This window comes from Nitritalea halalkaliphila LW7, assembly GCF_000265075.1.
In the GTDB taxonomy this organism is placed as follows: domain Bacteria; phylum Bacteroidota; class Bacteroidia; order Cytophagales; family Cyclobacteriaceae; genus Nitritalea; species Nitritalea halalkaliphila.
The window spans coordinates 1-17,877 of the sequence record NZ_AJYA01000062.1 but is presented as its reverse complement, the minus strand read 5'-3'; the positions used below and the strand labels follow the sequence as shown (position 1 = coordinate 17,877).

Genomic DNA, 17,877 nt, shown 5'->3' with positions numbered 1-17,877 from the left:
TTAGTGGAGAAGCGTGGTTGTGGAGGAACCCATTCTGATGGCAAGCGAATTCGTGCAGGCTATTACATCTTAGAAGCTGTCTTTCGTCATTCTTCGGGGAAATCCTTTCAGGTGAAAAAAACTTTGCCCGTAGGCGGAATTTATAACAAAATCATTCGTTTTTACGTATATTTAGAACATAATGATTAATCGCCCGAAAACAAATAACCCATGAAAAATGATCTCTTAACCTTCGCCCTAAAAGATTATTTCCTGAAAAAAGGAAAGAACTTGCATGTTATTCAGCGCTACCTGCGCTTGAAATACCGCCTCATCGTGGATGAGAAGATACTTCAAAAACGGCTGCAACAGCTGTCGATGTAATAGTAAAGGGACCACTTTCGAGTGGTTTTTTTATTTCATAGAATTTCATTTTGAAATCGAAAAAAGGCACGTAATTTAGGGCTCGAAACAGAAACAGCACGATTGCGTTAAAGCAGTAAACGAAAAGGAGACCTTATGAGTCAAGAAGAAAAGACGTCCTACTCTCAGGAAGAGCTAAGGGAGTTTGAGCAGTTAATCCATGAAAAGTTGGCTGTGGCCAAGCAGGAGCTGACGATGCTAAAGGATACACTGGGCAAGCGGAACGACAGTGGAACGGATTATACCGCTTCGACATCGAAAGTATTAGAGGATGGAGCGGATACGCTGGAGCGAGAAAGCATAAATCAGCTTGCGGCTCGTCAGCAGAAGTTCATCATCAATTTGGAGAAGGCATTGATGCGCATTAAAAATGGGACTTACGGTATCTGCGTGGATACGGGTAAACTGATCGCGAAAGAGCGTTTACGTGCTGTTCCGCATACCATGCACTCTATAGAAGCAAAATTAGCAAAGCGCTAAGCGGGCATGCTAGAAAGACATGTAGAGGCTTTGGTTTTTTGTTCCACAGCTCCGATAAAGGTGCGCGAAATTCAAGCTTGTTTAGAGGATATGTTCGGGACGGTAGTGGAGGAGGCGCACATCCAAGAGGCATTAGAGCGCCTTCGTGTACGTTATGCGGATGAGCAGTTTTCCTTTGGGCTGGAGCAGCTATCTGGTGGGTATCAGTTTTTAAGCAAGCCTGCCTACCATCCCGCGCTTTCCGTTTTGCTCAAGCAGCAGACTAAGCGCAGGCTTTCTGTGGCGCAGATGGAGACTTTGGCGATTATCGCTTACAAGCAACCCGTTACCAAGTCTGAAATAGAACACATTCGGGGGGTGAACTGTGACTATGCAGTAGGGAAGCTTTTAGAAAAGGAGCTGATTACGATTCGGGGGAAGTCGGATGCTATTGGAAGGCCACTGCTGTATGGTACGAGCGATAAATTTATGGAGTATTTTTCGATTAATGACCTGCGCGACTTGCCTCAGCCGAAGGATTTTTCAGCAGAGGAGAACGAGATTGGGCTCGAATTAAAGGAGCGGGAGGACTAGAAAGCCACCTGAACACCCACTCCTACATCTATGCCTCTTATGCGTAGGTCTAACAGTCCTGTGCCCGAGATGGGCTGCCAATAGCTACTTCTCAAATAAATACTTAATTTTTCACTGAGTATCGCTTGTGTGCCGACACTGATTTTTAAGTGAGAGACTGAAAAGTCCCGAACAGGAAGGCGCATTTCGCTATCGGGTAGGCCTAGTCGATCTTCGAATTCATAGCGCACCCGCTGGTTTCGGATATAACTTCCCACCAAGCCAAAGCCTGTTTCAAAACTAAACGCATCGACAGGTGCGGAGCGCCAGCGTATTTCCAAAGGGAAGAAGAGCTGGTTTTGTTCCAAATAGATTTCATCGATATCACTCAACGGAAGCCCGCTAGAAGGAAGCTGATTCAGCTGCCTTGCGCTCAGCAGATCAAAGTCATCATCATCTATTTCCCCCTTGAAACTTCCATGGTAAAAGCCCGTAAATAGTCCCCAGCCGCTAGCCCATTCTAAGCCAAGGGAGATCTGCTGTAAGCCGACGACGGGATACTCGACGAAAGGATGTATCGGGAACTTACCGGTTACGCCTGCTTCCAAAATGAATAAGGGTCTTGTTTTAGTGGACAGGTTTGCTTCGTCTTTCCCGTTTAAGGTGTCTTTTTCCTGTTCAAATAAAGATTTCCAGTCCATGCCCGGATCGTACGCGTTCGCGGTAGGGGGTGCTGTGGCGCTTTGCTTGTGTGCCGTTTGCCCACTAGCAGCAGGCCCTTGTGGGATAATTGCCGTCGAGGCATTGTCTTCACCTTTGGAAATGGCTACTTCCTCCGTTTTGAACACTTCTTCTGCATGGGAGAAGTCATGTGTTGCGGTGGCTACAGTAAAGGTGTCCGCCGTAGTCGTTTGCCGATTATCTTGGGCGTAAACTTGTTTTATCTCCTCCTGAACGTAGACTGTTTTTCTTATGTAAATGGTGTCTACCTGGTACAGCGTGTCTACGCGCGTCGTGCTGACGGCTGCCTGGCTTTCTGTATCCCCGCTCGTTTGAGGGGAGCGGTTCAATTGGAAATAAGCAAATAGGAGCACTGCCAGCGCAGAGCTGTAGAGATAAGGCCAGTACCAATTACGGTACCAGGGCAGTAGCTTTTCCCTGAGCTGTGGCTGAAAGTTCAACCACGCCTCGTCCGAGAAGGGCGGCTCATGCGAGCTGAGCTTTTCGCCTATTTTTTTATAGAAGTTATTGGATTCGCTCATGGTTTTACTTTCTCCTTTAGTCGCGACTGAATGGCCTGCTGTAGCTTTATTTTGGCTTTCGCCAAATTGGACTTCGAAGTCCCCTCTGTGATTCCAAGCTGTTCCGCTATTTCTTTATGCGTGTATCCCTCCACGGCGTACAAGGAGAAAACCATACGATACGCTGGGCTCAGCATGCCAATCATTTCGAGTAATTCGTCTGCACTTAATTGATCCACAATGCTATCCTCGAAAGGTTCTTCCCAGTTTTCGGGAATTTCGGGATGCTTGACTGCGTAGCGTTTTTGTCTTCTAAAGTGATCGATCGCCGTATGTACCATTATTTTTTTACCCAAGCCAGAAAACTTAGCTCTTCCTTGTACTTGTCGAGCTGGGTAAAAACTTTTAAAAAGCCTTCATTTAGAATGCTGTGTGCCTCCTCTCGGCTAGGTGCATACCGGCGACAGACGCCCATGGCCGCGGGATAAGCAAAGGCAAAAAGCTCTCGCTGGGCTCTTTCGTCTTTTCGCTTACACTGGGCGATAAGCGCTGGAAGTCGGGTGTCTGATGCAGTCATAGTTTCATAGCCATTACGCTCTCAGTTCAGCGAAGGGTTGCCTCGAAAATATATTTTTTTTTCAGGCAACCTTTGTGGCCACTTGAGGCGTGATACCCCAAAACTAATCCATCTCAATTTAAATTATTCACAGTTATGAAAAAACTTAGTTCACTCATGTTTTTATTTTTCCTGCAGACCCTTGTTTTCGCTCAGGAAGCACCTAAAACGCTCTTTTCGGCAAAGCCCGATGGTAAAAATTTAGGTATAATGGTCGCCCCAGGTTTGCAATTGACCCAACTGGCGGATGCTGGATCCTTGTTTTTTACCATCCAAGGTGGTCTCGTGATTCAAGACAAATTCACGATTGGAGCTTTTTATGGCAAAGTGCTCAATGATCCACGTCCACTTCCCGCATTTCAGGACCTTCCTGCTCGAGCGCATTTAGATGCTTGGCAGGCTGGCGGATTTCTTTCGTACACCTGGCAGGCCAACCGACTTGTGCATTTAAATTTCCCACTTTACATCGGAGTCATGGAGTTGGAGATAGATGATGCTGGAAGAGCTTTCGATTTTCCTGAGAGTACCACCTTGTTTTTTGAGCCAGGGGCTCAAATGGAACTTAACTTACACCGGTTCGCTCGGTTATATGCTGGCGTAGGCTACCGCATCATGGGGGCTACTTTCGAGCAGGCAGCCGGTGTTCCTGCTGCTGGAAATGCCCTAACATTTTCTGTAGGCCTAAAAATGGGGATTTTTAAATTCTCTGACCTTTAATTGTACGTCTCTTTAGAAATTTAACTCGAATCAAATGAAAAATCTTATTGCTCTATTTGCCATCGTTTTTGCGCTTTTCTCCTGTGCCACGGAGGAGCAGCCCCTCCAATCGCCTGCCGATAGTCCTTTCCCAGTTTCAGGAAATAGTACCGCCCAAAATAATGAAGCGGCAGGTACATCTTGGCGCCTTGCGCTTCTCGTAGAAGACGGAAAGGATTTGACTCCTAACTTCGAGGGCGTGTCCTTTTTCTTTGAGGAAGCGGGAAATCTGGTGGCGCGAGGTGCCTCTGGGGAACTCAGGGGGAATTGGCAACTTTTGAGGCGCTCCTCAGGTGACAAGTTGGATATTCGCTTTACAGGAAGCCTGCTGTTTTCTGAACTAAACGAGGACTGGCGCATCGTGGAGCAAAGTAAGCAGCGGATCGTACTGGAGGATCGGGATAATGGGCAGGTGGATCGCCTTGTTTTCCTTCCAGCTGGAAGTCAGGAGCAAGTGGCCTCTCCTCTATCAAATGCTATGGCCTTAAACTTCTTTTCTTTCTTGCGCATAGGGGCACTTCGTGTGGGCGAGTTTCGGGACGGGAATACCGACCGCACGGTGCTATTCCAGGGAGGGGAGTTACGCTTCTCTGACTTAGGGCAGGTCCAGTTTTTGGCCTCCGGCCAAAGCACACAGAATGGACAGTGGAAAGTGGAGTTTTCGAATGCTCGGGTTATTTTAGAAATGGAGTTTCCAAATCAAAATCCTGTAAGGTTATTGGACGAGGACTGGGTCTTGGTGGAGTTAAATGAACAGCGGGCTCGTTTCCAAGAAGAAGATGGATCGGACCGCCTCGTATTGGTGCGTTAATGGCCCTTTCATCTACAGGCGATGTTAGCATGTGAAAAGGGAGGTTTGTCCTCCCTTTTTATGTGTTTCATCTAATTTTTCAGGCTTATGCCCACTATCCCTTAGGGACTTCCTCTACCTGAACGCCTACATAAAGGCGGATCAGGTAGTTTTTTTTCGAGCTCAGCTCTTCGCAAAGCGCAAAACTCCGACGATTTTTTAGCTTTCTATAGTTTTTCTGCCGAAATGTAAAGGTGCTCCCTACAGGGACTTCCGCTAAGGCCGGCAGCCCCACGACTTCCGCAGGGCCTGACTCGGGTGCTTTTTTTAGGCCCAAGGCGATTTCCTCCTGCATGAAATAATTATAAAGCGGACTGTTCTGAGGGATGCTGGCTCTTATATTCGGTAGGTAGCGGTAGAGTATTTCCTTATAGTCTTCCGAAAAGGCCGGAAAGTCGGGTCGTGTCAGCGGCCAAAGTAATTCCCTGAAATAATGGCGCCATTCTGCGCCATGTGCGGCCACCCGCTCCCCTTGTTTCCAAAAGTCTCTATTGATCCGATGATGCGCTAGCTCATGTAGAAAGGTAAACACAAATCGGGAAGGTCCTAGATTCGCGTTTAATGTGATTTCCAGCGTTCGTGGCTTGTAAGTTCCTAATAAGCGTTTTCGTGGTCGTACGACATGAATGCTGCAAGGTGTTTTTCGGAATTCAGCCGCACAGTAAGGCACGGCGCTGCAGGCATATATTGCTCGAAAAGCGTTTCTATTTTGGGCGGCATGGAGACGGAGTTTATGGGGGATTTGGTGGCTACGCACTTGGGTGTGAGCGCCAAGAGAGGCTGTCTTTTTCAGCTGTTTTTCACTAAAGAAATATTAGCCACTTTAGTAGATAAAAATAAGTGCTTAGCCTCAAATTCCAATAAAAAAGGCTCATCTTTTTCGAGATGAGCCTTTCACACAAGCTGGATGATCTTATGCTTCTACAGCGTCTTCGATAGCCTCTTCGGCCTCTTCCATCATTTCTTCAGCCTCTTCGATTACCTCTTCAGCAGCCTCTTCCATGTCTTCGATGATCACTTCGATCTCTGTCTCTTCAGAAGCTTCTTTTTCGCCACAAGCTGCAGTGAAAAGCATGCCTGTTACTGCTAGCAATCCTAATAATTTTTTCATTGTTTGGTTTCTTAAATTGATGCGCAAAGGTACAAAGCTTTATGTAATTTGCAAATATCCGATAAAAACTTTATGTTATTTCTTTTTATACGTGATTTTGATCGGTACTCCATCAAACTCAAAATGCTCACGCAATCGATTTTCTAGGTAACGTGTATAGGGATCCCGTAAGTACTGTGGTAAGTTGCAGAAGAAAGCAAATACTGGATTTTTAGTCGGTAGCTGTGTCACATACTTGATGCGGATATACTTTCCTTTCCACGCCGGCGGCGGATAGCGCTCGATTTCTGCTAGCATAGCATCGTTAAGCTTGGAAGTAGGGATGCGTCGGGTCTTGTTCTCGTACACCTTCACCGCTAGTTCGATCGCTTGGAAAATCCTTTGTTTCTCTACTACAGAGGTGAAAATCATCGGGATCCAACGGTTTTCACCGAGCTTATCCATCATCTCCTTCTTAAAGGTATCCATGGTTTTGTGGTCTTTTTCGATCAAGTCCCACTTGTTCACCATGATCATGATACCCTTATTATTTTTGATACCTAAGTTGATGAGGTTTACATCCTGCGCCTCGAGGCCTCGCTCAGCGTCGATGATGATGATGAGCACATCGGAGTTTTCCAGCGTGCGAATCGACCGCATCACGGAGTAAAACTCGATGTCTTCTTTTACTTTTGCCTTTTTTCGAATACCTGCAGTATCCGTGATAATGAAGTCATTCCCGTATAACTTGTAGCGGGTATGAATGGCATCCCGGGTGGTTCCCGCCTCATTCGTCACGATAGAGCGCTCTTTTCCTAAAAGTGCATTTAGAAAGGAGGATTTTCCTACGTTAGGACGTCCAAGAATAGCGATTTTCGGAATGCCCTCATCCGGATCCTCGGGAGCATCATCCTGTAAATGTTTGATTACTTCATCTAATAAGTCTCCCGTGCCCGCCCCACTTACAGCGGCGATAGGGAAAACATCATTATCACCTAATCCTAAACCATAAAACTCGGCAGACCCTAAAATCCTGTCGGAAGTGTCGGCCTTATTCGCGACCACATAGATTGGTTTTTTTGTGCCACGGAGTTCATTTGCGAATTCTTTATCCAGGTCTGTCAAGCCATCATGACAGTCCACGACGAAGAGAATTACGGTAGCCTCTTCGATGGCCAGTTTCACTTGCTTACGGATTTCACTTTCGTACACATCATCTGAGCCTGTAACGTACCCTCCTGTGTCGATGACAGAAAAGAACTTTCCTCCCCAGGTAGCATGTCCATAATGTCGGTCACGCGTTACACCACTCATATTATCTTCTATCGCTTTTCTTTCTTCTACCAGCCGGTTGAAGAAGGTCGACTTCCCTACATTCGGGCGGCCGACTATTGCTACTATATTCGCCATTGTATTTCGCTGTTACTGGTCGTAACCAAATCGCTTTAATTTATTTTTATTTTTTCTCCAGTCTTCCTCCACTTTTACATGCGTGTCTAGGAAAACTTTTTTGCCAAAAAAGGCTTCTAAGGCTTCTCTCGCCTGAATACCGATGCGTTTAATGGCTTTTCCTCCATCGCCGATGAGGATGCCTTTCTGAGATTTTCTTTCCACGTAAATGACGGCACGAATCTTTAAGATGTCGGGTTCATCGTAGAAGTCTTCTATGCTGACTTCTGTGCTGTAGGGGATCTCCTTCTTGTAATTCACGAAGATTTTTTCCCGAATGATTTCAGAGGCGAAGAAGCGCTCTGTTTTATCGGTTAGCTCTTCCTTATCATAAAAAGGCGGATGCTCAGGGAGGATGTCCAAAATCTCCTGCATGATGCGCTCGATATTAAAGAGCTCCTGCGCGGAGATCGGAATGACGGTGTGGACTTTTAAGCGACTTGTCCAGTAGGCGGTGACGTCTTCTAGCTGATTTTCTTTCGATAGATCGATTTTATTAATCACCAATAGAACCGGAACTCCGGATTGGTTAATTCTCTCCAGTACGTCTTCTATTTCACTGTCTGTTTCGAATAGATCGGTTACGAAAAGAATCACATCTGCGTCCTCTAAAGACATGGACACAAAACCCATCATGCTTTTATGCAATTCATATTTGGGTTTTAGCATTCCGGGTGTGTCTGAGAAGACTACTTGGTAGTTTTCTTCATTCACGATGCCCATGATGCGGTGACGCGTCGTTTGAGCCTTAGAGGAGATGATCGAAAGTCGTTCACCTATCAGCACATTCATAAGCGTGGACTTGCCGACATTCGGTTTCCCGATGATATTAACAAAGCCCGCTTTGTGTGGGATGGGATTCATGACCATATTTTTTTTCGCAAAGTTAGCTAAAAAAAAATTAAAAGCGGGCATACAGACTTTTTGCTGCCGCCCGCTCACTTAATCTTCGCCAGTAGGAAGAAGCCCTTCGGGCCCTAAAAGCCACTCTTGATAAAGCGCCTGACCGGTAGCATCTAGGCCTTGCAGCACCACGCGATACGTTTTCGCTACATCGCTATTAAAAAAAGGAAGTGTCACACGGCCATTGGCATCTAAGCGTAGATCGGCATTCCAGTAAAGGGTTCCCCGGTAGTCGGGTTTGGCCTGCGGCCCCTGCTCATAAGGAGGCTGATAGAACGTGGCTGCACGGGCATATCCAGGAAACTGCAGTAAAAACATGCCTTCCCCTAAGGCTGAAGGATCGCCTAATCCGCGCTTGGTATAGATGGCGATCACACCCCCACCTCCGGAAGCTCCGAAAATAGAAAGGCTGGCGCCGTCCTTGAAGATATCGATGGCTGATACATCACGTGGAGGAATCATCCCTGCTGTCATGTAATCTACGGGCATATTGTCCAAAAGGACGATCGGTGCCTCATCTCCGAAACTAGCGGATCCTCGAATGACGATGCTGGGCTGCCCTCCGATGTTATAGGTGACACGCACACCGGGAACGCGCCCTTGTATTAGCTGCCAAATGTCCAAAAATGCCTCTGAACCAGGTATATCGGCTGTACGTAAGGTCACATCTCCCTGTCCATACATGCGGTCGATGCCCTCTTCTACCGCATCGTATTTGTCCGCTTCCACCACGAATTCATCCATCTCCATTAGGCTAGATTCGTCGAAGGCTAGTGCACTTTCTTTGCGTTTACGCGCCTGGGCTAGGGCCTCGAGCAGCGCCTCGGAAAGGGTGAAATCTCCGCGGAAGGGTGAAAACTCCTCCCAGTAGGCATAGGTGTTCGGCGACTCTTCTAAGTTTAAGTCCACCAAGGTGCCTAGCCGGCCATCTTTTACCGAAATCGTTACCTGTGTGGTATCATAAAACTCAAGGGCATCAAAAAGAAAGTTGCCATTCGGTCCATAGTCGCCTGCTAAAAAGGCATCTTCTTCTCCCTCTACAAAAACCGAAATGCTACCACCACGAAGCTTTCCGCGGATACCGGCGGCGGGGCTGACCTGCCCGATTAGGTTGATACCTTGTTCGATAAATGTACTGTTTTGGTATTTTTCGCCCATCAGATCCTCCCAGTCGAAGCGCCTCCAGCCGTGCGTGAGCATCACCTCTTCCATGTCCTCATGCCGATACTGGAGGAGAAGTTCGGTGGCGGGGAGGTGGAAATCCTCCAAGTCAGCACTTAGGTAGAGGAAGGAAGGCAGGCTTTGATGCGCAGCATCCCCGCTTTCGAGTGCATCCGTTATGGACACCGAAAAGCGACCGTCCTGAAAGTCAGCTGCTGGAGGGAGGGCTAGAGAAAAGGTGTTTTTGGCGCGCGGCGCAAAGTCCAAGCGGTCTGTTTCAAGCCGCATCTCCGGTGTCGGGCGATTATGCACATACATCAAGCGCTCGGCGAGTGGCACTCCCTCCTCTGTCAGTAGCGTGATTTGATTGATGCCATAGGCCAAGCCCTCCGTTCGTACCCTGCTGTTTAGGTTGCCTTCGGCAAAGCTCACCCGCTCCAGATGACCGATAGCGCCGCGGTTATGAACGAGGAGGTAGAGGGCTTGGGCCTCTAGGGCTGGATGATTATTTTGGGCGGAAATGTTCAGGAGTTTATTCTCAAAGTTCGTGACGCTGAGGCTGATGCCTGTAGCGCGCATCGGAGGCAGAGTGGCGGCGGGTGGTGGCCCCTGAAGGCCGGAAAAACGAATGCCTGCCCCTGTTAGGCGTTCTGGTTTCAGTGCGGGAAATGAAATGCTGCCTAGCCCGCGGGCATTGGTCTCGAAGGCGAAGGACTCTCCAGCTAAGACGACTTCTCCTTTTAGGGCTTTTCCAGAACCATCGGGAAGCATGGCTTGGATTCCCATCTTTGTGGGCATGTCGGCTATCCAGTTTCCTCCCTCGGGGAAGAACCTTACACGGATCAGGCGTCGGGTAGGGGGAGCTTGAAGCTACGCTGTATGGAGAACTCCTCATTTTCGTCTAGGAACAGGCGGAGCTCTGGAGCCTCGCGTAGCTGTTCTTCGCTGAGTTCGAAGCGGAAGGTGCCCTCACCTGCGCTCGTGGTTCCGGTTAGGCCTTGGGCGCTGGGTTCTCCTTTGCCCACCACTTCGTAGCGAAGGGATTCACTGGCTAGCGGAGCATTTCTTTCGTTTCGGGCTTTAAAGTCCACGGTATACATAAAAGTGGGTCCATTCGCTTCCCAGGTGATGCTGGGTTCTGCTTGGAAGCTCAAATTATAAGGCTCCAGAATTTGTATGCGCTGCTGAAAGTCTGGGTAGGAGTCGAATCCTTTCATCCAGTGCGTGTAGGCGCGGATATGGTAGTGACCCTCGGACTGGAAGCGCTGGGTTCGGAATTCTCCTTTTCCAGCGCCCTGCTCGATTTTTACTTTTTTCTGTTCGAGGAGCTGGCCTTCATTGGATAGAAAGTCCACGTAGAGTACCTTGCTGAGCGGTGACGGTACGTGAAGGGCTCCCGCTGTTACATAGGCTGCGAACCAAATGGTGTCGCCCGGTACGTAATGGGTTTTATCCAAGTGGAGGTATATTTTTTCTTCGGGGAGCAGACTACTGTAGGTTTCCAGAGGTTCTAAAAAAGTAGGTGATGTCGCCTGCTGGGCTTGTCCATTTTGAGCGCCGATGAAGGCGCTCCAACAAAGCAAAAGTCCCCATGCAAGGCAGCGGCTTGGGGCTTGGAATGTAAATCGCATGGTTTGATTACGTGCTGGTTCAGAGGTGGAAGTTACAGGGAAATCGGGAAAGATTCCTGTCATTAGAAGTTTTTTAACTATTTTTTATGATTTGTGGGTTGAAATTGTCTATAAATGGTCGATTTTTATTCATTTGTTTTGGGGGTTTGCGGATTTACCAGTAGTTTTAAGCAAGATTTACTATGCTTAATATCAAAATTATGAAGAAACAATGGAGAAATAGTTTGCCATCAGGCCTTTTGCTCGGGCTGGGGGCATGGCTGTTATTCGGTTCCCAAGACCTGTCAGCCAGCAGCTGGGGACTGGTATTCAGGCAGATGAAAATTTACGGCTGGCTGCTGATGGTGCAGTGATGCGCGTGGTGGCCAAGCCTAAGGAAGATACCAAAGGCTCTCCTTTCTTTTTCGAGGAGGAGCTGCAGGGCATTCCTTACAGTAAGGGAGAGCCTGGGCAGCGCCGTTATTTTAATTTTCACGGTAAGGAAAAGCGCATGGTGATGCGTGCGCCAAATGGTAACTTGACCTTTTTAGAGGTGATGGGGGCGGACTCCGTTGTATTTGCAGATGAAAAAATCACCTTTGTAAATGCTACGGCATTAGATAAAAGTTTTGATGATTTGCCATTAGAAAAAGTCACGGTAAAAGGAGGAAAGCAGCTGTATCTCCTGCACGACTCTGTCTTTACGCCTGCAGACTATGAGGGCGGTTATAATGCGGATAGCCTTATGATGAGTATTATTTCCGTTTACAGGCTTATGAGTTAGTAAACGGGAAGCTTGAAAAAGTGAAATTCAACCGTAAGTGGGCAAAATCGAATGTAAAAGGATTTAAGGATATAGAACCTTTGATACTGGCACAAGGCTTGCGCTATACCGAACACGAAAGTCAAATGAAAATCTTAGACCTGATTCGCGATTGAGTCTGAGTGGTCCCTGTTTGCAGCAGGCATGTTGCGCAGGGACCTAATTGTTTTTTAAGTTTATTCAAAATCTTAGCTTAATCGAGCATATTTCCTCATTTTTTCAGTAGATTGCTGTATAAATTGAACCATGCACTATCTACAGCTCGAGTTAGAAAGACTACTTCAGTCAGACCTGAAGCTCTTTAATTTCATTCAGGAGTTTGCCTTGGATGGCCTCTGGTTTTGGGATTTAGAAAACCCTGAGGAGGAATGGATGAATGATCGCTTTTGGGAGGCCTTAGGTTATGACCCGCGCCTGATGCCAGCGAAGTCTGATTCCTGGAAAGCCCTTATTTTCCCACAGGATTTTGAGGCGGTGGAGCAAAATTTAGCTGCTCACTTAGCTGACCCTTCAGCCCCTTTCGACCAGCTGGTGCGTTATCGCCACGCGAATGGAAGCACGGTATGGATACGTTGCGTGGGCAAAGCTATTTTCGACGCTGCTGGTAAGCCTGTACGCCTGATAGGTGTGCATCAAGATAAGACACTACTTATTCGAGAGAAGGAGCAGTTTTTTACGGCATTTCATCAGACGGCAGCAGGTATGGCTTTCTTAACCCGAGAAGGTCTTGTGCAAAGCAGTAATGAGACATTTGGTTTTTATTTGGGAAAAGAATGCCATCATTTATTAAAGAAAAAGCTATCCTCCTATATAGTTAGTGCTGAGAGAAAAGGAGCGTTTGAAAAAGGAATGGAAGACATGCTGGCAGGCAAGCTAAGCGATTTTTCATTTACGGCCTGCTTCCGAGTAGCTGAGGGTGTCCCCAAAACCCTTCAGCTTAATCTCAGCCTTTTAGGAGGTATGGATACCGCTACTTTTTTTGTTTTGGCGCTTGATGTTACGGATAAAGAACGCTCGCTTGAGGAGCTGAAGCGTACGAATAAGTTGCTAAACGAAGCACAGCGTATAGGGAAAATGGGTGCCTGGGAACTTGATACGCGGACAAAAATGCTGGTTTGGTCAGACGAGGTGTACCAAATTCATGAGGTAGAAAAGGGAATCAATATACAGCTCATCGATGGAATTTCCTTTTATCATCCAGATGATCGCCCTCGTATCGAAAAAGGTGTGCAAGACGCTATTTTTTTGCAGCAGCCTTACGATATGATTAATCGGTTTATCACAGCGAAAGGTCGGCAACTATGGGTGCGCTCTACCTGCTATCCTGTGGTAGAGGGGGGAGTTACGGTCAAGCTATTTGGTATGTTTTCTGACGTCACCCGGCAGGAGCGGGATAAGCGCCAAATCGCCAAGGAGCAGCGTTTTTCACGGCAGGTGCTGGATCACATGCAAGACGGGTTCGTGGCCTTTACTGAATCGGGATCCATTAAGCGTATCAATCCAGCTTTTCATACACTTAGTGGCCATCCTTCGGAAGCCTCGTTAGAAGGGTTATGGGTTCAGCAGTTTTTCGATATGCCGGAGGGGCTAGCGCCAAAGGATTGTTTAGATATCCTCCTGAACCGTTTGAGGGAGAGTGCCAGCTCATCTCTCTAGGTGGTGGGCGCATCCCCGTTTTGGTGAGTTCTGGGCACTTAGACGCTATAGATGATGAGGCCCCTTTTTTTATTACGGTTAAGGATATTCGCGACTTAAAGGCGCTACAGAGCGAGCAGCAGCGCCTGCTGTCGAAAACTAACGATCAAAATACGCGCTTACGCAACTTTGCTTATATCGTTACGCATAATTTACGCTCCCACCTTTCAGGGATCACGGGCATGCTGCAGCTTATCGAGATGGAACAGCCTGAACTAATGGAAAATCCTTATTTGGGTCTTTTGGCGCAAGCCTCCCAGCAGCTCCACGGAACGATAGATGAGTTAGCGGAAGTGGTTCGCTTTCAGTTAGGGGAAGAGCAGCGCGAAATTGTAGACATTTCCGAGACTTTACGGACGGTAGTGGATGCGCTGGCGGCTGTCGCGCGCAAAGAAGCCGTACACTTAGATAATCAGCTTGCTCCTGATTTAAAAGTTTACGGCGTGCCGGCCTATGTTAATAGCGTATTACTTAATTTAATCAGTAATGCGATCAAATACAAAAATCCTGCGGTTTCGTCTTGGGTACGCATTATCGCTTCGATGGCGGAGGACATGCTGGTACTGACGGTTCAGGATAATGGGCTCGGCATGGATTTAGCGCAGATGGGCGATAAGCTTTTTGGCTTGTATAACACGTTTCATAGGCATCAGGAGGCACGTGGTATTGGGCTTTACATCACGAAAGGGCAGATCGAGGTCATGGGAGGCCGAATCGAGGTAGCGAGTACACCTGGGGTGGGCACCACATTTACGGTGTATTTGCCTGCGGCAAAATAAAAAAGACACCTACTGCGGCCTGCTCGAGGCTGAGGCAGTAAGCGTCTTTGGGTAGTACGGGTGCTGTGGCTAATTTTTTTATATATGCGTGTCGTTTAATCGAGTATAGGGGGGATAGGACACGATTAGAAGTGAAATGCGAACCGTAGGGCATGTAGGGGCCGTGTGGCGAGGCTGAAACTATTGGTGCTGATTTCTTCTGCAGGGAAATCACCAAAAATTTGCTCTATGTGTTCATTTCTGTACCGAGCTCTCAGGGAAGTCTCTGCTGAAAGTGAAAACTGGGGAGAAAAATGATAGCGAAGTCCTAAGAAACCATTGGCATGTACAGAAATAGCTCGTACGTCGTTCTCAACACTTTCGAACCCTTGGTTTATAGCTGCTTCGGAGGAGGCGGAGAAGCGCGTAAGGCCAAGGCCTCCATCGATCCCATAATAGCCGATCACTCTTTTGCCGAAGGCATACTGCCACTCTTTTCCTGCTAAGATGGCTATTTCTATACACTGATTATCCGTGGTAGAGACGCGTTCTTCGGTAGCGAATCGCGTGTTTAAATCTAGGCCCAGGCGGAAAGCGACGGCATTACCTTTTTTACTGGTATAGTGGCGTCTGTACAGCAGGCTTTCAGGGCTCCCAGGATGAGAACAGGCGAAACATCTAGTGAAAGCTCATGGCGTGTCTGTTCGGCATTAAAAAGTGGCGGCTCATCTGTGTTTTGGGCTACCGCCCAAAGTGATGTGCAAAGAAATAGCAGAAGGGAAAAAGAAGTTTTTAGACTGGGCATATTATATAAAGTTTGGGATAAAAATATGATTATAATATGTGTAAAAATAGACTTTTTTTCATTTTAAAAAACTATAATTGTGAAAAATAGGGAAGTTTTGGGTGTCGCCGCTTATGCGGATTGAAGGGAAGTTGCTGTTTGTGTATTTCGGTCTTTGCCGAAAATAGGCTTACCTTAAGCTTTCGTGAGCTTCCAATTCTGTTTTTGAAGGTTTTGGGGTTTATGTGGGGTGAAGGCTTATTGTGTGTTGAGTAAGGCCCTCAAAAACTGTCTTCCTTTGCCGGATTTTAGCTCTTTTTCTCTTTTCATAGCTTCGCTTTTGGTTTCGAAAGTTTCGATGTGCAATACTGTCCAGGGCCTAAACTTGATGGACCAGCCTTTTTTTCCGAGAACATTGTGCGAGAGGAGTCTTTGTTCTAGGTTAGCGGTAAAGCCAATATAAAGTTTATCAAATTTTTGGCTGTAGAGAGCGTATACGGTGAACATGGGGCTAAAAAAAGTGATTATTGTAAGAATAAGCAACTTCTGTATTGATTTTCGTGGTGTTGGGATTAGATCTTGGGGTGGTAACCACCTCAGGGTTAGATGATTTCTATGGCTGTTGACATTCAGGAAATAGGCAAATTTGTTAAGAACATGATTTAAAAGTATCGGAACCGGGACTCGAACCTGTGTCCGCCTCAGGCGGATAGGAGCCCTGTTGAGTTTGGGTATAAAGAAAGAAAGACATCATTTCTGGTGTCTTTGAGAGTAGCGGGAACAGGACTCGAACCTGTGTCCGCCTGAGGCGGATAGGAGCCCTGTTGAGTTTAGGTATAACCTTAAATCCGCAGTTCGGATTTAAAAAAAGCCGAAAAAGTGGCTGAATTTATTCAATTCAGGCTTTTCCGGCTCGTTTTTTTCACTTATTTAGGTGTTACCACACATCCTTGATAAGCGGAATGAAAATTACGAATTCGACAGAAAAAATCACACCTTTCGGAGGTTTTTAATTTTGTTTTTAACTCTTTCAAAAATTCAGGTCTCCCAAAACTCATTGATAATCATTTAGGAGCTAGATCCTTAATAGGAGGGTTTTCATACAGCGACATTTTTGCAATTCATATGGCAATTTTCTTTAATGGTGGAGATTGTACTGAGGATATCAATGTCCACCTGAGAGACGCTCTGGAACAGATCCCTTCATTTTCAGTATGCAGTTCAGATACAATTTTAAGGGGAACCAAAGAGCTTGCTGTTGAAACAGAGATATTTATAAACCCGTCCAGTGGAGTGAGGCATGAATTTAATATCAATGGAAAGCTCAACAGCTTGTTGTTAAAATCAGTTTGTAAGACCGGATTACTCAAATCAGGTGTTGCTTACGACCTCGATTATGATAACACCGTCATTCCAACTGAAAAGTACGATTCAAAAAAACATATAAACACGTCTATGGATATCAGCCAGGTGTAGCTTCCATCGCACACCCTGAATTTTCACATGCCATTCCTGTGTACGTAGAGGGCAGAAATGGAAACAGTCAGGCCAAATATTTGCAGGCTGATACACTTACACGCATGTTTGGGCAGCTTACCAATGAAAATATCCGTATCGGAAGGTTCAGAGCCGATTCAGCATCCTATCAGGAAGAAGTTCTCCGCGCACTGGAAACACATACCGAAAGCTTTTATATACGGGCAAACAGATGTGCTAAACTGGATAATATCCTTGGAAGTATAGCCCCTGAGAAGTGGCAGAAAATACGTTTGGGGGTACAGGAAATGGAAGTTACTGACCTATCCGACTACAAACCTTTCAGTAAAGACAGGTCTTACAGGCTGGTCATTACCAGAATCAGGCGTAAAGATGGGCAAGCAGATGTGTTTAGTGGAGATGCATTTACTTATAGGGCTATTCTGACCAATGAACATACATCGTCCAATGAAGCTGTTGTAAGGTTTTATAACGCCCGGGGTGCAAGCGAACGCTTGTTTGATGTACTCAACAACGACTTTGGCTGGTCTAAGTTGCCCTGTTCGTTTCTGGCAGAGAATACTTCCTTTATGCTTATGACGCTATGTATGCCAATTTTTACACCTATATTATTGGAGAGTATTCCAGAAAAGTTGATTGGCTTAAGCCTACCGACAGGCTCAAGAAGTTTATCTTCAGATTTATCACTGTTTCAGCCAAGTGGATAAGAACGGGAAGAAGAGAAGTGCTCAAACTGTTCACGAGTAAGGATTACAAGCCGATTTTGAACTAAATTCAAACAAAAACACCCAAGGGGCTCAAAAAACAAAGATTTACAGGAAAGAGGTATGCCTTTTCCATAAAAATTAAAGGTCTAAACCGTCCACTTCACCCTCAAACCTAAAATCCATTGTCTCAAAACTACAATTACACTTCAATCAAATGGGAGAAATTCCTAAACTAGACCAAAAATGAACACAAACAAGCAGATTCAAATCTCCAAACTAAAATCCTGCGGATTTTAGGTATAAATAAAAAAAGACACCATTTCTGGTGTCTTTGAGAATAGCGGGAACAGGACTCGAACCTGTGACCTTCGGGTTATGAGCCCGACGAGCTACCAACTGCTCCATCCCGCGATATATTTTTAGTACTATTATTTCAATTTTGTTTTAGGACTCGAACTTTTGTCCGCCTCAGGCGGATATGAGCCCGACGAGCTACCAACTGC

Annotated in this window: 23 protein-coding genes and 1 tRNA gene; 12 read left to right on the top strand and 12 right to left on the bottom strand. The window is 46.5% G+C overall.

Translation table 11 applies throughout. From position 1 onward, the window contains the following. From A3SI_RS21185 to scpB, 4 genes are all read left to right on the top strand, one after another. Positions 1 to 189, top strand: a 189-nt coding sequence (locus tag A3SI_RS21185; protein ID WP_009057185.1) for a hypothetical protein, incomplete at its 5' end; no start/stop codon positions are given. 21 nt (positions 190 to 210) lie between these two features. After that, complete coding sequence (locus A3SI_RS19520; protein WP_169315092.1) at positions 211 to 363, top strand: hypothetical protein; 153 nt, start codon at positions 211 to 213, stop codon at positions 361 to 363. 135 nt (positions 364 to 498) lie between these two features. Beyond that, positions 499 to 882, top strand: coding sequence for a TraR/DksA family transcriptional regulator (locus A3SI_RS14830; protein WP_009057183.1), 384 nt, complete (start codon positions 499 to 501; stop codon positions 880 to 882). A gap of 6 nt (positions 883 to 888) precedes the next feature. Then, positions 889 to 1,455 carry an SMC-Scp complex subunit ScpB gene (gene scpB, locus A3SI_RS14825; RefSeq protein ID WP_009057179.1) on the top strand — a complete coding sequence of 189 codons (567 nt, stop codon included), beginning with the start codon at positions 889 to 891 and terminating at the stop codon, positions 1,453 to 1,455. Here scpB and A3SI_RS14820 read toward each other — a convergent pair. From A3SI_RS14820 to A3SI_RS21180, 3 genes are read right to left on the bottom strand one after another with little or no spacing between them, the layout of a single operon-like run. After that, a complete protein-coding gene (locus A3SI_RS14820) occupies positions 1,452 to 2,696 on the bottom strand; it encodes a hypothetical protein (RefSeq protein ID WP_009057177.1) in 1,245 nt (414 codons plus the stop codon). The genes scpB and A3SI_RS14820 overlap by 4 nt on opposite strands. Continuing rightward, complete coding sequence (locus A3SI_RS17820) at positions 2,693 to 3,016, bottom strand: RNA polymerase sigma factor (RefSeq protein ID WP_009057175.1); 324 nt, start codon at positions 3,014 to 3,016, stop codon at positions 2,693 to 2,695. Before A3SI_RS17820 ends, A3SI_RS14820 begins: the two co-directional genes overlap by 4 nt. Beyond that, positions 3,016 to 3,252, bottom strand: a complete 237-nt coding sequence (locus tag A3SI_RS21180; RefSeq protein ID WP_009057173.1) for an RNA polymerase sigma factor — start codon at positions 3,250 to 3,252, stop codon at positions 3,016 to 3,018. The genes A3SI_RS17820 and A3SI_RS21180 overlap by 1 nt, the downstream gene beginning before the upstream one ends. 156 nt (positions 3,253 to 3,408) lie before the next feature. On the opposite strand from A3SI_RS21180, the gene A3SI_RS14810 reads away from it, so the two are divergent. Together A3SI_RS14810 and A3SI_RS14805 are read left to right on the top strand one after the other, a co-directional pair. After that, on the top strand, positions 3,409 to 4,008 hold the full coding sequence (locus tag A3SI_RS14810) for a hypothetical protein (RefSeq protein WP_009057171.1): 600 nt from the start codon (positions 3,409 to 3,411) through the stop codon (positions 4,006 to 4,008). Positions 4,009 to 4,042: 34 nt separating this feature from the next. Further along, a complete protein-coding gene (locus A3SI_RS14805; protein ID WP_009057169.1) occupies positions 4,043 to 4,858 on the top strand; it encodes a hypothetical protein in 816 nt (271 codons plus the stop codon). 94 nt (positions 4,859 to 4,952) lie between these two features. Here A3SI_RS14805 and A3SI_RS17810 read toward each other — a convergent pair whose 3' ends face one another. The 6 genes from A3SI_RS17810 to A3SI_RS17805 all read right to left on the bottom strand — a co-directional run bounded on the left by A3SI_RS17810 (position 4,953) and on the right by A3SI_RS17805 (position 11,194). Next, positions 4,953 to 5,567: an ImmA/IrrE family metallo-endopeptidase gene (locus A3SI_RS17810; RefSeq protein WP_050977554.1), complete on the bottom strand. Its 615-nt coding sequence runs from the start codon at positions 5,565 to 5,567 to the stop codon at positions 4,953 to 4,955. A gap of 243 nt (positions 5,568 to 5,810) precedes the next feature. Then, positions 5,811 to 6,008, bottom strand: a complete 198-nt coding sequence (locus A3SI_RS14795) for a hypothetical protein (RefSeq protein WP_009057164.1) — start codon at positions 6,006 to 6,008, stop codon at positions 5,811 to 5,813. Between the two features lie 75 nt (positions 6,009 to 6,083). Next, positions 6,084 to 7,397, bottom strand: a complete 1,314-nt coding sequence (gene der / locus A3SI_RS14790) for a ribosome biogenesis GTPase Der (protein WP_009057163.1) — start codon at positions 7,395 to 7,397, stop codon at positions 6,084 to 6,086. Positions 7,398 to 7,409: 12 nt separating this feature from the next. Beyond that, a complete protein-coding gene (gene era, locus A3SI_RS14785) occupies positions 7,410 to 8,300 on the bottom strand; it encodes a GTPase Era (protein WP_040671087.1) in 891 nt (296 codons plus the stop codon). A 78-nt stretch (positions 8,301 to 8,378) separates the two neighbouring features. Next, the gene (locus A3SI_RS14780) at positions 8,379 to 10,298 is read right to left on the bottom strand and encodes a TonB-dependent receptor (RefSeq protein WP_050977553.1); all 1,920 of its coding nucleotides are present in this window, start codon (positions 10,296 to 10,298) and stop codon (positions 8,379 to 8,381) included. Positions 10,299 to 10,342: 44 nt separating this feature from the next. Then, complete coding sequence (locus A3SI_RS17805; protein ID WP_009057157.1) at positions 10,343 to 11,194, bottom strand: hypothetical protein; 852 nt, start codon at positions 11,192 to 11,194, stop codon at positions 10,343 to 10,345. 193 nt (positions 11,195 to 11,387) lie between these two features. On the opposite strand from A3SI_RS17805, the gene A3SI_RS14775 reads away from it, so the two are divergent. From A3SI_RS14775 to A3SI_RS14765, 4 genes are all read left to right on the top strand, one after another. Next, positions 11,388 to 11,894: a hypothetical protein gene (locus A3SI_RS14775; RefSeq protein WP_009057155.1), complete on the top strand. Its 507-nt coding sequence runs from the start codon at positions 11,388 to 11,390 to the stop codon at positions 11,892 to 11,894. Between the two features lie 20 nt (positions 11,895 to 11,914). Continuing rightward, complete coding sequence (locus A3SI_RS21750; protein ID WP_262491791.1) at positions 11,915 to 12,049, top strand: hypothetical protein; 135 nt, start codon at positions 11,915 to 11,917, stop codon at positions 12,047 to 12,049. 130 nt (positions 12,050 to 12,179) lie between these two features. Beyond that, positions 12,180 to 13,589: a PAS domain-containing protein gene (locus tag A3SI_RS17800; protein ID WP_009057153.1), complete on the top strand. Its 1,410-nt coding sequence runs from the start codon at positions 12,180 to 12,182 to the stop codon at positions 13,587 to 13,589. Then, positions 13,535 to 14,407: a sensor histidine kinase gene (locus tag A3SI_RS14765; RefSeq protein ID WP_162098468.1), complete on the top strand. Its 873-nt coding sequence runs from the start codon at positions 13,535 to 13,537 to the stop codon at positions 14,405 to 14,407. Before A3SI_RS17800 ends, A3SI_RS14765 begins: the two co-directional genes overlap by 55 nt. 125 nt (positions 14,408 to 14,532) lie before the next feature. Here A3SI_RS14765 and A3SI_RS14760 read toward each other — a convergent pair whose 3' ends face one another. Then, positions 14,533 to 14,853, bottom strand: coding sequence for a hypothetical protein (locus tag A3SI_RS14760; protein WP_009057150.1), 321 nt, complete (start codon positions 14,851 to 14,853; stop codon positions 14,533 to 14,535). A gap of 575 nt (positions 14,854 to 15,428) precedes the next feature. Then, the gene (locus A3SI_RS14750; RefSeq protein WP_040671081.1) at positions 15,429 to 15,677 is read right to left on the bottom strand and encodes a GIY-YIG nuclease family protein; all 249 of its coding nucleotides are present in this window, start codon (positions 15,675 to 15,677) and stop codon (positions 15,429 to 15,431) included. A 618-nt stretch (positions 15,678 to 16,295) separates the two neighbouring features. On the opposite strand from A3SI_RS14750, the gene A3SI_RS17795 reads away from it, so the two are divergent. After that, the gene (locus A3SI_RS17795; protein WP_050977552.1) at positions 16,296 to 16,646 is read left to right on the top strand and encodes a hypothetical protein; all 351 of its coding nucleotides are present in this window, start codon (positions 16,296 to 16,298) and stop codon (positions 16,644 to 16,646) included. 5 nt (positions 16,647 to 16,651) lie between these two features. Further along, the gene (locus tag A3SI_RS14745) at positions 16,652 to 17,374 is read left to right on the top strand and encodes a transposase (RefSeq protein WP_238531797.1); all 723 of its coding nucleotides are present in this window, start codon (positions 16,652 to 16,654) and stop codon (positions 17,372 to 17,374) included. A gap of 338 nt (positions 17,375 to 17,712) precedes the next feature. On the opposite strand, the gene A3SI_RS14740 is transcribed toward A3SI_RS14745, so the two are convergent. Beyond that, positions 17,713 to 17,785: transfer RNA gene (locus A3SI_RS14740), tRNA-Met, on the bottom strand. Between the last annotated feature and the right edge of the window lie 92 nt (positions 17,786 to 17,877).

Excerpts from the sequence above, each read along its gene's own strand:
- A3SI_RS14830 (WP_009057183.1), top strand. The coding sequence starts at position 499 with ATGAGTCAAGAAGAAAAGACGTCCTACTCTCAGGAAGAGCTAAGGGAG.
- A3SI_RS14820 (WP_009057177.1), bottom strand. The coding sequence starts at position 2,696 with ATGAGCGAATCCAATAACTTCTATAAAAAAATAGGCGAAAAGCTCAGC.
- A3SI_RS17820 (WP_009057175.1), bottom strand. The coding sequence starts at position 3,016 with ATGGTACATACGGCGATCGATCACTTTAGAAGACAAAAACGCTACGCA.
- A3SI_RS21180 (WP_009057173.1), bottom strand. The coding sequence starts at position 3,252 with ATGACTGCATCAGACACCCGACTTCCAGCGCTTATCGCCCAGTGTAAG.
- era (WP_040671087.1), bottom strand. The coding sequence starts at position 8,300 with ATGAATCCCATCCCACACAAAGCGGGCTTTGTTAATATCATCGGGAAA.
- A3SI_RS17795 (WP_050977552.1), top strand. The coding sequence starts at position 16,296 with ATGGCAATTTTCTTTAATGGTGGAGATTGTACTGAGGATATCAATGTC.
- der (WP_009057163.1), bottom strand. The coding sequence starts at position 7,397 with ATGGCGAATATAGTAGCAATAGTCGGCCGCCCGAATGTAGGGAAGTCG.
- A3SI_RS14750 (WP_040671081.1), bottom strand. The coding sequence starts at position 15,677 with ATGTTCACCGTATACGCTCTCTACAGCCAAAAATTTGATAAACTTTAT.
- A3SI_RS14795 (WP_009057164.1), bottom strand. The coding sequence starts at position 6,008 with ATGAAAAAATTATTAGGATTGCTAGCAGTAACAGGCATGCTTTTCACT.
- A3SI_RS17805 (WP_009057157.1), bottom strand. The coding sequence starts at position 11,194 with ATGACAGGAATCTTTCCCGATTTCCCTGTAACTTCCACCTCTGAACCA.
- A3SI_RS14775 (WP_009057155.1), top strand. The coding sequence starts at position 11,388 with ATGGCTGTTATTCGGTTCCCAAGACCTGTCAGCCAGCAGCTGGGGACT.
- A3SI_RS14780 (WP_050977553.1), bottom strand. The coding sequence starts at position 10,298 with ATGCCCACAAAGATGGGAATCCAAGCCATGCTTCCCGATGGTTCTGGA.
- scpB (WP_009057179.1), top strand. The coding sequence starts at position 889 with ATGCTAGAAAGACATGTAGAGGCTTTGGTTTTTTGTTCCACAGCTCCG.
- A3SI_RS17800 (WP_009057153.1), top strand. The coding sequence starts at position 12,180 with ATGCACTATCTACAGCTCGAGTTAGAAAGACTACTTCAGTCAGACCTG.
- A3SI_RS19520 (WP_169315092.1), top strand. The coding sequence starts at position 211 with ATGAAAAATGATCTCTTAACCTTCGCCCTAAAAGATTATTTCCTGAAA.
- A3SI_RS14805 (WP_009057169.1), top strand. The coding sequence starts at position 4,043 with ATGAAAAATCTTATTGCTCTATTTGCCATCGTTTTTGCGCTTTTCTCC.
- A3SI_RS14810 (WP_009057171.1), top strand. The coding sequence starts at position 3,409 with ATGTTTTTATTTTTCCTGCAGACCCTTGTTTTCGCTCAGGAAGCACCT.